Here is a 12,458-nt window from a genome sequence, read left to right as displayed (position 1 = left end):
TCAGAACTTGCCGGTTTCCCGGAACACTTCGAACGTCGCCCGGATATGGTCGGCCACGGCCTTCACCGGCGCGCTCGCATCAGGCGCCACCACCATGGCAAGATTGTAGGTTCCGATCTCGGGCATGCCGTCCTTGGCGCCCAGCGAGACCATGTCGTCGCCGAGGAAGGACTTCGGCAGCGGCGCCACCGCGAGGTCGGCCATGATCGCGGCGCGCTGGCCGGCCGTGTGTGCGCTCATATAGGCGATGCGGTAGTTGCGGCCCTCGCGCCCGAGCGCTTCGAGCGCTCCCGCCCGCCAGGCGCAGCCTTCTTCCCACAGCGACACCGGCAGCGGCTCGCGCAGATGCGCGCAGCCGCCCTTGGCGCCCGCCCACACGATCGGCTCGGTCAAAAGCACCTCCGCGCCGATCGCGCTTGTCTTGTAGGAATTGGTGAGCAGCGTGATGTCGAGCGCGCGGTCGTCCATGCGGCGGCGCAGATTGATGCTCTGGTCGATGGTGACGTCGACGGCGATCGAGGGATGCGACTGGGCAAAACGCTTCAGCACATGCGGCAGCACGCGCTCGCCATAGTCGTCCGGGGAACCGAGCCGCACCACGCCGACAATGTCGGGAATGATGAACTTCGACACCACCTCGCGGTTGATCGACAAAAGCCGGCGCGCATAGCCGAGCAGCATCTCGCCATCCGTGGTCAGCGTCACCGAACGCGCGTCGCGCGCGAAGACGGAACGGCCGAGGATATCCTCCAGCTTCTTGATCTGCATCGAGACGGCCGACGGCGTGCGGAACACCGCATTGGCGGCGGTGGTGAAGCTGCCGGTCTCGGCAATCGCCACGAAGGTGCGCAGCACATCGAGGTCAAGCAGCGGCAAAGGATGATTGAGCGGGGCGTTCATGGCAGCCTGCCTTCAATTTTTCTGATGCAATCCATCATTCCATTTCGTTTGATTGAACATCACTCCAAGCGCATAGTCAACTCGATCGATACAGGATGCTGCCAAAAGCAGTCATGAAACGACCCTGACACAGTCCTGCAATCGACGTGAAATGAAGCTGAAACAGACCTGGTTTAACGCAATGACGGGCGCCCCTCCCTGCCCGCATAGAGGAGAAAGAAATGTCTATCCTGTCGTCCATCGGTCGGCTTGCGACCGAATTCAGCGCGGCCCGCGCCCGCTACCAGACCGAACGCGCCATCCATGCCCTGCCGATCGAACTGCAGAAGGATATCGGCTGGCCGGAAGCCGCCGACGCCAAGACCGGCTTGCGCCTCGGTGTCGGAAGCTGGGCCGGAGCGAAGTAATCAAGTGTGTATGGAGTTCTGAAGGCCTGCCGGATCAGCTCGGCAGGCCTTTCGTTTGTTTAGAGCCTTTTATTTGCATTCAAATGACTTTTCCAGCCATGCGGCCGCTGCATGACGCATATGAACAAGTCGCATAGCGCGTTAATTTTCGAATTAAGCCGCTGTAAATTATCGGAAATTTTGAGCACCCCGCCTAAAAACGTCGCAAATGATGTCGCTTTTCATAACAAGCGCTTCGCTTTTGCGATTCAGTTTTTGCTGAACTGAGCCTATATCACCGTCAGCCAAAACGAGCTGCCCCACTCCATTAAGCGAAGGCGACCCGTCTGAGCAACCAAATGGAGATGACGATGAAGCTCTTTGCCCGCCTGTTCACCCGCCGTGAAATGAACCTGACAACCGCTATGGAACGTCAGCGTCTTGCCAAGACCATGCCCGGCCAGACCGGCGCCATGGCTGCTGCCCGTCTCGGCTTCGTCGCCTGAGACAATTCGGCATGCTGAATTCAACGCCGCCCGGCTTGCCGAGGCGGCGTTTTTATTGGGGCATTGCCACCTGACGTCGGCGAAGAGACGCCCTGCAGTTGCACGAATTGCCCATTTGCGACCCGTGTCGCAAATTTAATCTTCACTTAGCCGCCTACCCGATTGACAGGAATGATTTTTCCTGTTGTCGCTATGCTGTTCGCGACATCCTGTTCGCGTCATGGCTGCGTGAGGTTTCCCGTGAATGCCGTAAAGCATCCGATCAAGAGATCGTTTGTATTCTTCCTCATTCCCGATTTCACCATGATCGCCTTTGCGACGGCGCTCGATCCGCTGCGCTCGGCCAACCGGATGCTCGGCTACGAAGCCTATCGTTGGCGGCTGGCCAGCATCGACGGCAAACCGGTGCGCGCTTCGAACGGCGTCGAATGCGCCGTCAACACCTCGCTCGAGGAAGAGCGCAAGAAGATGGCCGGGCCGGATCGGCCGAACATGGCGATCGTTTGCAGCGGCATCAATGTCGAGCGCTACCACAACAAATCTGCCTTCGCCTGGCTGCGGGAGGAATACAACCGCGGCGTCGCCGTCGGCGGCCTGTGCACCGGCGCGCATATCCTGGCCGCCGCCGGCCTCTTGTCCAACAAGCGTTGCGCCATCCATTGGGAAAACCTGCCGGGCTTTTCCGAGGCATTCCCGAAGGCCAATGTCTTTGCCGACCTCTTCGAGGTCGACCAGAACGTCTACACCTGCGCCGGCGGCACCGCCGCGCTCGACATGATGCTGAAGCTGATCGGCGACGATTTCGACGAAAGCCTCGTCAACCGCGTTTGCGAGCAGGTGCTGACCGACCGCGTGCGCAGCCCGACCGATCGCCAGCGCCTGCCGCTGCGCGCCCGCCTCGGCGTTCAGAACTCGAAGGTGCTCACCATCATCGAGCTGATGGAAGCCAACCTAGCCGAGCCGCTGTCGCTGATCGAGATCGCCGACCATGTCGATCTTTCCCGCCGGCAGATCGAGCGCCTGTTCCGCACCGAGATGGGCCGCTCGCCTGCTCGCTACTATCTGGAGATCCGACTCGACCGCGCCAGGCACCTGCTCATCCAGTCGTCGCTGCCGGTGGTCGAAGTGGCGGTGGCCTGCGGCTTCGTCTCCGCCTCGCATTTCTCCAAATGCTACCGCGAGCTCTACGCCCGCTCGCCGCAGCAGGAGCGCGTCGACCGCAAGCAGTTGCTGGCAGCTTGAGCAGGCAGAGGCGAAGTCCTCTAGGTGGACTGCGTCTGCGCGGTCCGCATCGCCTCGATGCGGATGTCTTCGGTGAGTTGCGCCTTCAGCGCGGAAAATTCCGGGCTGGTCTTCAGCGTGTAGAGGCGCGGATGCGGCAGGTCGACCGGCACGTCCGATTTGATGCGGCCGGGCCGGGCGCTCATCACGATCACCCGCGACGCCATGAAGATCGCCTCCTCGATGTCGTGGGTGACGAACAGCACCGTCTTCTTGCGCAGCTCCCAGATGCCGAGCAGCAGTTCCTGCATCAGCCCGCGCGTCTGGTTGTCCAGCGCGCCGAACGGCTCGTCGAGCAGCAGGATCGCGGGATCGTTGGCAAGAGCGCGAGCGATCGCCGTACGCTGCTGCATGCCGCCCGACAGCTGCTTCGGCCAATGGTTCTCGAAACCCCTCAGACCGACGAGATCGATATAGGAGGCGACGATCTCGTTGCGCTCGCGCTCGGGCCGGCCTTGCTCGCGCAGGCCGAAACCGATGTTCTCGGCGACCGTCAGCCAGGGAAACAGCGTGTAGGACTGGAACACCATGCCGCGGTCCGGCCCCGGCCTTGTGACCGCCTTGCCGTCGAGCAGCACGCGGCCGGTGCTCGGCGCCTCCAGCCCGGCGACGATCCTCAGCAGCGTCGACTTCCCGCAGCCGGACGGCCCCAGGATGGTGATGAAATCATTCGCCGAGACGGACAGCTCAACCGGCTGCAGCGCTCGCACCGGCTCCCCGCCCCTGACCCCGGCAAAGGTCCGCGAAACGCCTTCGATCAGAAGCTTGCTCACGCCAGGCTCCATGGATAGAGCCAGCGGTTGAGCGCCTTGAAGGCGAAATCGGACAACAGCCCGATCAGCCCTATGACGATAATGCCGAAGATGATCTGCCCCGTCGCCAGCCGCGACTGGCTGTTGATGATCATGTAGCCGATGCCCGACGAGGAGCCGATCAGCTCAGCGACGATGACATAAGTCCAGGCCCAGCCGAGCACCAGCCGCAGCGTTTCGGCAATCTCCGGCGCGTTGGCCGGCATGATGACGCGCTTGACGATTCCATTGTCGGTCGCACCCAGCGTATAGGCTGCCTCGACCAGGTCCCGCCTCGTGCTGCCGACCTTGACCGCGACGATCAGGATGATCTGGAACACCGAGCCGACAAAGATAACCAGGAGCTTTTCGAGTTCCCCGATGCCGGCCCACAGGATGAGCAGCGGAATGAAGGCCGACGCCGGCAGGTAGCGCGCAAAGGACACGAACGGTTCGAGGAAGGCTTCGACCGGCTTCCAGGCGCCCATGGCGATGCCGATCGGCACGGCCACGATCGACGCCAGCACGAAGCCGCCGAAGACGCGCCAGATGGTGATCAGGATATCGAGCCAGAACCGGTCTTCGACGAGCAACCGCCAGCCATCCTTCAGCATCGACAGCGGATCGGCAAGAAAGATCCGGTTCACATGGCCGTCGAGCGTGATCCACGCCCAGAACGCCACGAACAGGACAAAGAAGGCGACGCCGAGCACGGTTCGCGTGCCCGGCGCAACGGGATGCAAGGGGCGCAGCATCAGGAAAAGTCCTTGAGAGGAGGGATCGGCGGCGTCACGCCGCCGATCGGGCGATACGCGATCAGTCGGCGATCGCGCTGGTGTCTGCAAGCGTCGACACATCCGGCGCTTCCTTGATCAGCCCCATCTGCAGCAGCAGCTCTGCCGCGGTCTTGGAAAAGTCCTGAAAATCCTTGGTGAAGAACTGCTTGTTCTCCGCCTTGTCGGCCCATTTCAGGTACTTGGCCGAGTCCTCGAACTCCTTGGCTGATTGCTTCACGTCGGCGCCCATGATCTCGTAGGATTTCTGCGGATCCTTCTTGATCATGTCGAGCGCGTCGAAATAGCTGTCGGCGAGCGCCTTGGCGGCATCGGGATTGGCCTTGAGGAAATCCGGCGTGCAGCCGACCGTGTCCATCACCATCGGATAATCGAGCGTGGTCGCCAGGATGTGGCCTTGGTCGGCCTTGTCGCGCACGGCCGAGATGAAGGGCTCGTAGGTGACGGCGGCATCGTTCTGGCCGGCGAGGAAGGCTTGCGCCGCCGCGTCCGGCTCCAGGTTGACGACTGTCACGTCCTTGGTCGACATGCCGTTCTTGTTGAGCACCCAGGCGAGCAGGAAATAGGGCGAGGTTCCAGGCGCGGACGAGGCGACGTTCTTGCCCTTGAGATCGGCGACGGTCTTGATGTCGTTGCGCACGACGATGCCGTCGGCGCCATAGGATTTGTCGAGCTGGAAGATCTGCTTGGTGGTGACGCCGCTGGCGTTCCACACCATCCAGGTCTCGACCGTGGTCGCCGCGCATTGCAGGTCGCCGCTGGCGATAGCCAGCGGACGGCTCGCCTGCGGCACTTTCTTGAGCGTGACGTCGAGCCCGTGCTTTTCGAAAAGCCCGGCCTGCTTGGCCAAGGTCAGAGGCGCGAAGCCGGTCCAGCCGCTGATGCCGATGGTGATCGACGTCGCCGCCATCGCCGGCGCGCTGAGCACCGCGGCCGCCGTCAGCGCCGCCGCGAAGATGGAGGTTCTTTTCATTGTGGTTCCCCTTTTTGTGGTGAGCGCGAATTGTCTCACAGACCCCAAAAGGCTTGTCAATGAAGCGGAAGCCGCACTCGACGATGGTCCAATCCGACGCCCGCCGGCGGACCTTGAGGGGCTTCTCGATTGCTCACGGCGTGCCCCAGCCGCGGTTGCGCCACATCTTCTCGCCCGCCAGGCAATCCGCGGCCGGCCCGTCGTCGGCGAGCACGACCGGCGGATGCGCCGCCTCTTGCGCCGCCCATTGCAGCGAAGCGGGACCGGCAAGCTCGAGCACCAGCTTGCGGCGGATCGCTTCGGGAAACTGCGTCCAGTCATTAACCGGGATCATGAAGGCGCCCGGTCCGCCAATCACGCAGTCGCTGTAATAGCGGTCGAGATTTTCGACGTCGAAGGCGCCGCTGAAACCGCCGCGCGTCATCAGCGGCAGCCCGTTGATGGTGATGCCTTGCCTGACCACCTCGTCGCGCGTGAGGTCGACCGGCGCGCCCTGGTTGTTGGGTCCGTCGCCGGAGATGTCGATGACGCGCTTGGTTCCCTGGAATCCGCTCTCGGCAAACAGGTCGCTGCCGAAGCTCAGCGCGCCGGAGATCGAGGTCCGCCGAGCGCTGTCGGGCGGATGGGCATCGAGTTGCGCCACCACCTTCTCGGCATCGGCGCGGTTGGCGATCACCGTCCACGGCACGATGACGCGCTGCCAGGTCGTGCCTGCCCACTCGACATAGGTTACCGCGATCTTGCCGTAGGCGCCGTCGGCGATGGCCTTCAGCACATTGTCATGCGTCAGCGCCGCGGCATAACCATGACGCTGGATCTCAAGCTCGGCCGGCGACATCGAGAGCGAAACATCGACCGCCAGCACCAGCTCGACATCGACGGGCTCGGCGGGAGAAGCTGCCGGTGTCAGCCAGAGCGCCAGCGCCAGCGCGGCACTGCCTGAAAAAATATGCCTTGCGCGGGCATAAGCAGACATGGAGCAAGGTTAGGCGAAAATCGCCGCGCGCAAAAGCCGGGAATCCGGGCATCGGATTCCGCCGCCGCGGGACCGCTTAAAAATACCGCGCGAGATTCGAACGGATGCGTTCCAGCACGCTGTCACCGGAAAGGTCGGGCACGAATTTCGCGCCCGTGATCGCCTCGTAGGCCTGGATATAGACCGCCGAGGCCTGGTTGACGATCTCGTCGGGAATTTTGGGGATCGGATCCGTGTAGGGATCGCAGCGCGCCGACACCCACGACCGGATGAAATCCTTGTCGAAACTTTGCGGCCGTCCGCCGCTTTCGAACGCCTCGTCGTAGCTCGCCGCGATCCAGTAGCGGCTGCTGTCGGGAGTGTGGATCTCGTCCGCCAGCACGATGGCGCCGTCCGGCGCAGTGCCGAATTCATATTTCGTGTCGGCCAGGATCAGGCCGCGTTCGGCGGCGCGCTTCTGGCCGCGGGCGAACAGCTGCAGCGCATAACGCGATACCGTGTCCCACTGCGCCTGCGTGAGCAGCCGCTGTTCGATGATCTCGGCTTCCGACAGAGGCTCGTCATGGCCGCCGCTGGCGGCCTTGCTGGTCGGGGTGATGATCGCTTGCGGCAGCTTTTCATTGTCGCGCAGCCCATCGGGAAAGGTGTGACCGTAGAAGCTCCGTTCGCCCTTCCTGTATTTGGTCAGGATCGAGGTGCTGGTGGCCCCCGCCAGATAGCCGCGCACCACGATCTCGACCGGCAGCATGTCGAGCCGCCTGCCAACCACGACATTGGGATCGGGATATTCCAGCACGTGATTGGGACAGATGTCGGCTGTTTCCTCGAACCAGTAGCGCGCCGTCTGGGTGAGGACCTGCCCCTTGAATGGGATCGAGGCCAGGATCGTATCGAACGCGCTCAGACGATCGGTGGCGATGATGATGCGGCGCCCGTCCGGCAGATCGTAGTTTTCGCGCACCTTGCCGTTGTAGCGGTTGGGCAGTTCGGGAATGAAGGCGTCGGACAGGATGCGCATGGGGCGTGTGGCTTTCGCGGGCTGCTGATGGGCCACATAAGCCGTTGGCCCCCAGCACATCAAGCCAAGCCTGAAGGCCTTCCGAGGAAGGCCAAAGCTTTTCCGACCAGTTGCCGCTATTGCGCCGGTTGTCAGCTCCGCGGCTTGAGGTTCTCCGGGTCGTAGAGCGGCTTGTAGCCGACACCGGCCACCTCGACCGGATAGGTCTCGCCAAAATACTCGACCTGCAGCTTGCGGCCTTCCTGGCAATAGGCCCAGGGCAGATAGGCGAGCGCGATGTTCTTGCCGATGGTCGGGCCGTAGGCGACCGAAGTGGTGAAGGAGCGGCGGCCGAGCTCGTCGACCAGCGTCTCGCCGGTGGCGGGATCCAGCACCGGCATGGTGCCGACCGGATATCGCGCGACACCCTTGGCGTCCTTGTTGTCGGTCATTACCAGCGTGCACAGCATCGCCGGCTGATGCTCGCGGGCGCGATATTCCAGGTGCTTGGCCTTGCCGCAGAAGTCGTTCTCCTTGACCTTTGGACGGGCAAGGTCGGCCTCGAGCAGATTGTACTCGGTGAGCAGATCGGCGTTCTGCAGCCGCAGGCTCTTTTCCATGCGGCGCGTGTTGGCATAGGTCTCGACGCCGAAAGGCATGACGCCGGTCGAGCGCAGCGCGTCCCAGACGGCGAGCCCGTCCTCGTAGCGCATATGCAATTCCCAGCCCTGCTCGCCGACATAGGAGATGCGGAAGGCGGTGACGTCCTTGCCGCCGATGCGGATCGGCTTGATTGCCGCGAACGGGAAATTCTCCGGCGTCAGCCCGTTCGGATCCTCGACCACCTTCTGCAGGGTTGTGCGCGCATTCGGTCCCCAGATGCCGATGGTGACGTATTTCTCCGTCACGTCGGTGACGGTGACGTCGAAGCCTTTGTCCTGCGCGGTGCGCTGCATGTAGCGGAAGTCGCGCGGGCCGGCGTCGGCGCCGTCGATCAGCCGGCACCGATCGGCCATGCGGATGACGGTAAAGTCGGCGCGCACCATGCCTTCCTCGTCGAGGAAGTGGGTGTAGATGCCCTTGCCGATATTGCTGTCGCCGCCGATCTTGGCCGCGCACAGCCATTCCAGCAGCGCGACATGGTCGGGTCCCTCGATGTCATACATCGAAAAATGCGACAGGTTGACGATGCCGCAATCCTCGCTCATCGCCAGGTGCTCGGCGTTGGAGACGCGCCAGAAGTGGCGGTTGTCCCACTCGTTCTCGCGCACCGGCACGCGGTTGCCGTACTTCTCCAGCAGATGCTCGTTGGCCGCGTAGCCATGGGCGCGCTCCCAGCCGCCCAACTCCATGAAATAGCCGCCAAGCTCCTTCTCGCGCTCATAGAACGGCGAGCGGCGGACATTGCGGCCCTTGGAGAAGGGCTCGCGCGGATGCACCGCCGGATTGTAGACCTTCATCGCCGTCTCGGTGCAGCGATCCCAGATGAACTGTTCCTGCATCTGGTGCGGATAGAAGCGCGAATAGTCGATCGCGTGATGGTCGATCGAGGTACGGCCGTCGGTCATCCAGTCAGCGATCAGCTTGCCCATGCCCGGGCCGTCCTTGACCCAAATGGCGACGGCATACCACAGCCCCCTCACCTTCTGGCTTTCGCCCATCGACGGGCCGCCATCGGTAGTCACCTGCAGCAGGCCGTTGAAGGAATGGCCTTCGTTATATCCGAGCTCACCGAGGATCGGCGTCAGCTCCATGGCGCGCTCCAGCGGCGCCATGATCTGCTCCATGTCGAGGTCGCGCTGCGACGGCGAGAGCCGCGCCTGGTCTTTTTCAAGGAGATCGCGCGGGTGGCAGAGACGCGGATTGGTCTCCTCGTAATAGCCCCATTCGATCTGCCCGCCCTCGGCGGTTTTCGGATCGCCGGTGTCGCGCATATAGGCCGAGTTGCCCTGGTCGCGCAGCAGCGGCCAACCGATCTCCTTGCCGGTGCCGGCAAACTCGTTGTAGGGGCCGAAGAAGGTCAGCGGATGATCGATCGGCATGACCGGCAGGTCCTCACCGACCAGCGCCGCGGTGAGCCTGCCCCAGATGCCGGTGCAGACGACCACATAGTCGGCCTCGATCGTGCCGCGCTCGGTCACCACGCCCTTAATACGGCCGTTCTCGACGATCAGTTCCTTGGCCGAGGTGTTCGCGAAAGCCTGGAGCTTGCCGGCCGCGACACCTTGGTCGACCAGCTTGCCGGCAACCGTCTGCGAGCGCGGGATGACGAGGCCAGCATCCGGATCCCACAGGCCGCCTTGCACCAGATGCTCCTCGATCAGCGGGAATTTTTGCTTGATCTCGGCCGGCTCGATCAGCCGCGCGCGAGTGCCGAAGGATTTTGCCGAGGCGATCTTGCGCTTGATCTCGTCCATGCGGGCGTCGTCGCCGACACGCGCCACTTCGAGGCCGCCGACGCGGGCGTAGTGGCCCATCTTCTCGTAGAAATCGATCGAGTAGAGCGTCGTCCAGCAAGACAGGAAGTCGTGGCTGGTCGTGTAGCAGAAGTCCGAGGCGTGCGCCGTCGAGCCGATATCGGTCGGGATGCCCGACTTGTCGATGCCGACGATGTCGTCCCAGCCGCGCTCGATCAGGTGATGCGCGACCGAAGCGCCGACGATACCGCCCAGGCCGACGATGACGACCTTCGCCTTTTTCGGAAACTCTGCCATTGCCCGCGACTCCGGAATGATGGACGGGCGCGTTTGCGCGCCTTTCGAATGGCGCACAATATGCAGAGGTCGCGGATTGAGCTACCGCCTGTTTGCGACACGCCGCAGGTACGGCGCGACCCCTCGCGCTGAGATGAATTGGCTAGTCGAAGGCCCAGACGTCCTCGGCCTGGAAGCCGACCTGGTAGCCCGCGGTCTTGAGCTTTACCACGACCTGGCCAATCTCGGCCGCAGGCAGCGCGCCGACCTCGATCTTGATCATGCCCGGACGATAGCGGCCAAGGTCAAGCTGTTCGAACACCATCCAGTCGGCGCCTTCGCAGTCGACCAGGAAAGCGTCAATGTGGGTGATGCCATTGCGGTCGAGCAAAGTCTGCAAGGTTTCGGACGGCACCTCGATATCCTTCAAGTGCGGCGCGAACTTGTTGAAATTGCCGTCGGCCTCGCCCCAGGCGTTCTTGCCCGACATCAGATTGGTGTCGGTGACCGACGAGCAGCCGATGAACTCGATCGGCAGCGTGCCGGCTTCAAGCGCCGCGGCATCGAATGTATGGACCGTGATCGTGCCCTTGGTCCTGGTCACCGCCACCGGCTCTATGACGAAGCGGCTGGCATCCGGGTAATTGGCGCGCAGCCGCTTCTGATTGTAGGGGATCGGCTCGACCAGCATCGCGCACGCTCCGGGGATCCGGTGCAGCCAGGGCGTCACGTCGTCGAACAGCGCGCCGTCGCAGGCGCCGACATTGACCATCTGGAACGGCCGGCCGTTGCCGCCGAACCGTGCCTTAAGCGCCGCCTTGGCGAGGAATTTCGTGCCCTGCAGAGAGGGGCCGCGATCGAGCAGGCCGGCCGGAAGGCCGAGCGACAGAAGAACCCGCGCGAGACTGGAAAGCGAGTTCATGACTTGTCTCCGGGAATGACCTGCAGCGCGGCGCGGTGCCTGCCCTGGTTTGCCGATGCCCACAGTGCCATCAGCGGCGCGGCAAGCAGCAGGAAGGGCGGCAGAAGATTGGGGAAGTAGATGCGGCTGTCGTGGATCGGGAAGACGGTGAACTTCGCCAGCACGCCCAGCACAAGCGCCGCCAGCAGGATGCCGGCGCGGCGGTCGAGCCGGAAGCCGGCGCGGCTCAGGCCGTACCATCCGGCCAGTGCCAGAACCGACACGCCGACCCAGCTGTTGACGTTGATGGCACGCACCACCGAGGCGGCGAAGGCCTTGAGATAGGCCGTTACCGAGAACGGCGGGTCGAACCCGTCCATGTTGTAGTGCTGCTCGATACTGGAAAACCAAAGATGCGGCCACCAGCCGGGATGCTGGGCCCAGTGCGAAATGGCGAAATAGGCGACGAAAGAGGCCGCGAAGCCTGCCAGCGCGCCCCATGCCTTCTCACGGAAAGCGACGAGCAGCGCCGCGAAAATGGCGAGGAAGACGATGTTATCCGGCCTGGCCATGAACGCGAGGAACAGCAGGACCGCCGTCGCCGCCTCGCGCTTGCGCACATAGGCGAAGACACCGCCGAGGAATAGTGCCGAGCACAGAAGGTCCGGCGTCGAGGCCCGCGCCGCATCGCCGAAATCGGCCATGATCAGCAAGGCGCCGACGACAGGCGCCAGCGCCAGCGCGTCCTCGGCGCGCAGCCAAGCGAGCGTAATGGCGCCGAACAGAAGCACGGAAACCACCTGCACCAGCCGCATCGCCTCGACCGGCGAGACGACATGGCTGAGGCCGGAAAGAATTTCGGCATAGAGGAACTTGATCCGGTACATGCCGAGCAGCGAATGGAAATCGGCGGCATTCTGCGCCATATGGCTGCGGAAGCCGCCGCCGTCGTCGGTCAGCGTCCTGTAATCGCCGGCCGACACACCTTGCTTGACCGTGCTGTAGGCATAGTCATGCAGCGCCTGGGGCTCGGGATAGGCGCTTTCCTCGGCGATCGCCAGATAAGGCAGCATGTCCCAGTTGGCGTCGGGCATGAACCAGGCGGTCGCGGCGGTCAGCAGGATATAGAGCGAGAAGGCGACCGCCCCGATCGATGCTGCCCATTTCGCGTAAGCCCCCTCGCCCCACGCCAGGCCGGCGCCGGTCAGGCTTTCCAGCGGATTGGTTGGCGCGGAGGGGCTGGTCAGCATTCTCAGCGGC

At 63.4% G+C, this 12,458-nt stretch carries 12 protein-coding genes; 3 read left to right on the top strand and 9 right to left on the bottom strand.

Features of this window, described 5'->3' with window-relative positions; genetic code table 11:
• Entirely contained in the window at nt 1–900 is a 900-nt protein-coding gene (locus LB525_RS17245) for a LysR substrate-binding domain-containing protein (RefSeq protein WP_095764924.1), read from the bottom strand.
• A gap of 221 nt (nt 901–1,121) precedes the next feature.
• Here LB525_RS17245 and LB525_RS17240 point away from each other — a divergent pair, with 221 nt between their 5' ends.
• The 3 genes from LB525_RS17240 (at nt 1,122) to LB525_RS17235 (ending at nt 3,034) form a co-directional block, all read left to right on the top strand.
• Nucleotides 1,122–1,307 carry a hypothetical protein gene (locus LB525_RS17240; protein WP_095764923.1) on the top strand — a complete coding sequence of 62 codons (186 nt, stop codon included), beginning with the start codon at nt 1,122–1,124 and terminating at the stop codon, nt 1,305–1,307.
• 350 nt (nt 1,308–1,657) lie between these two features.
• The gene (locus LB525_RS28580; RefSeq protein ID WP_263483928.1) at nt 1,658–1,792 is read left to right on the top strand and encodes a hypothetical protein; all 135 of its coding nucleotides are present in this window, start codon (nt 1,658–1,660) and stop codon (nt 1,790–1,792) included.
• Nucleotides 1,793–2,095: 303 nt separating this feature from the next.
• Nucleotides 2,096–3,034 (top strand): GlxA family transcriptional regulator, encoded by a 939-nt coding sequence (locus LB525_RS17235; RefSeq protein WP_263482302.1) that lies wholly within the window; start codon nt 2,096–2,098, stop codon nt 3,032–3,034.
• 20 nt (nt 3,035–3,054) lie between these two features.
• Here LB525_RS17235 and LB525_RS17230 read toward each other — a convergent pair whose 3' ends face one another.
• From LB525_RS17230 to LB525_RS17195, 8 genes are all read right to left on the bottom strand, one after another.
• Nucleotides 3,055–3,846 carry an ABC transporter ATP-binding protein gene (locus LB525_RS17230; RefSeq protein ID WP_224545508.1) on the bottom strand — a complete coding sequence of 264 codons (792 nt, stop codon included), beginning with the start codon at nt 3,844–3,846 and terminating at the stop codon, nt 3,055–3,057.
• A complete protein-coding gene (locus tag LB525_RS17225; RefSeq protein ID WP_224545507.1) occupies nt 3,843–4,619 on the bottom strand; it encodes an ABC transporter permease in 777 nt (258 codons plus the stop codon). Before LB525_RS17225 ends, LB525_RS17230 begins: the two co-directional genes overlap by 4 nt.
• Nucleotides 4,620–4,680: 61 nt before the next feature.
• The gene (locus LB525_RS17220) at nt 4,681–5,631 is read right to left on the bottom strand and encodes an ABC transporter substrate-binding protein (RefSeq protein WP_224545506.1); all 951 of its coding nucleotides are present in this window, start codon (nt 5,629–5,631) and stop codon (nt 4,681–4,683) included.
• A 133-nt stretch (nt 5,632–5,764) separates the two neighbouring features.
• Nucleotides 5,765–6,607, bottom strand: coding sequence for a DUF1194 domain-containing protein (locus tag LB525_RS17215; protein ID WP_224545505.1), 843 nt, complete (start codon nt 6,605–6,607; stop codon nt 5,765–5,767).
• Between the two features lie 76 nt (nt 6,608–6,683).
• Nucleotides 6,684–7,625 (bottom strand): phosphoribosylaminoimidazolesuccinocarboxamide synthase, encoded by a 942-nt coding sequence (locus tag LB525_RS17210; protein ID WP_224545504.1) that lies wholly within the window; start codon nt 7,623–7,625, stop codon nt 6,684–6,686.
• Nucleotides 7,626–7,756: 131 nt separating this feature from the next.
• Nucleotides 7,757–10,318: an FAD-dependent oxidoreductase gene (locus LB525_RS17205; RefSeq protein WP_224545503.1), complete on the bottom strand. Its 2,562-nt coding sequence runs from the start codon at nt 10,316–10,318 to the stop codon at nt 7,757–7,759.
• Between the two features lie 142 nt (nt 10,319–10,460).
• Entirely contained in the window at nt 10,461–11,219 is a 759-nt protein-coding gene (locus LB525_RS17200) for an FkbM family methyltransferase (protein ID WP_224545502.1), read from the bottom strand.
• On the bottom strand, nt 11,216–12,448 hold the full coding sequence (locus LB525_RS17195) for a hypothetical protein (protein WP_224545501.1): 1,233 nt from the start codon (nt 12,446–12,448) through the stop codon (nt 11,216–11,218). Before LB525_RS17195 ends, LB525_RS17200 begins: the two co-directional genes overlap by 4 nt.
• Nucleotides 12,449–12,458 lie beyond the last annotated feature (10 nt).

Source organism: Mesorhizobium sp. CA16 (genome assembly GCF_020165175.1).
In the GTDB taxonomy this organism is placed as follows: Bacteria; Pseudomonadota; Alphaproteobacteria; order Rhizobiales; family Rhizobiaceae; genus Mesorhizobium.
The sequence above is the reverse complement of the archived record's forward strand: the minus strand, read 5'-3'. Positions and strand labels throughout refer to the sequence as shown.

Excerpts from the sequence above, each read along its gene's own strand:
- LB525_RS17245 (WP_095764924.1), bottom strand. The coding sequence starts at position 900 with ATGAACGCCCCGCTCAATCATCCTTTGCCGCTGCTTGACCTCGATGTG.
- LB525_RS17240 (WP_095764923.1), top strand. The coding sequence starts at position 1,122 with ATGTCTATCCTGTCGTCCATCGGTCGGCTTGCGACCGAATTCAGCGCG.
- LB525_RS28580 (WP_263483928.1), top strand. The coding sequence starts at position 1,658 with ATGAAGCTCTTTGCCCGCCTGTTCACCCGCCGTGAAATGAACCTGACA.
- LB525_RS17235 (WP_263482302.1), top strand. The coding sequence starts at position 2,096 with ATGATCGCCTTTGCGACGGCGCTCGATCCGCTGCGCTCGGCCAACCGG.
- LB525_RS17225 (WP_224545507.1), bottom strand. The coding sequence starts at position 4,619 with ATGCTGCGCCCCTTGCATCCCGTTGCGCCGGGCACGCGAACCGTGCTC.
- LB525_RS17220 (WP_224545506.1), bottom strand. The coding sequence starts at position 5,631 with ATGAAAAGAACCTCCATCTTCGCGGCGGCGCTGACGGCGGCCGCGGTG.
- LB525_RS17215 (WP_224545505.1), bottom strand. The coding sequence starts at position 6,607 with ATGTCTGCTTATGCCCGCGCAAGGCATATTTTTTCAGGCAGTGCCGCG.
- LB525_RS17210 (WP_224545504.1), bottom strand. The coding sequence starts at position 7,625 with ATGCGCATCCTGTCCGACGCCTTCATTCCCGAACTGCCCAACCGCTAC.
- LB525_RS17205 (WP_224545503.1), bottom strand. The coding sequence starts at position 10,318 with ATGGCAGAGTTTCCGAAAAAGGCGAAGGTCGTCATCGTCGGCCTGGGC.
- LB525_RS17200 (WP_224545502.1), bottom strand. The coding sequence starts at position 11,219 with ATGAACTCGCTTTCCAGTCTCGCGCGGGTTCTTCTGTCGCTCGGCCTT.
- LB525_RS17195 (WP_224545501.1), bottom strand. The coding sequence starts at position 12,448 with ATGCTGACCAGCCCCTCCGCGCCAACCAATCCGCTGGAAAGCCTGACC.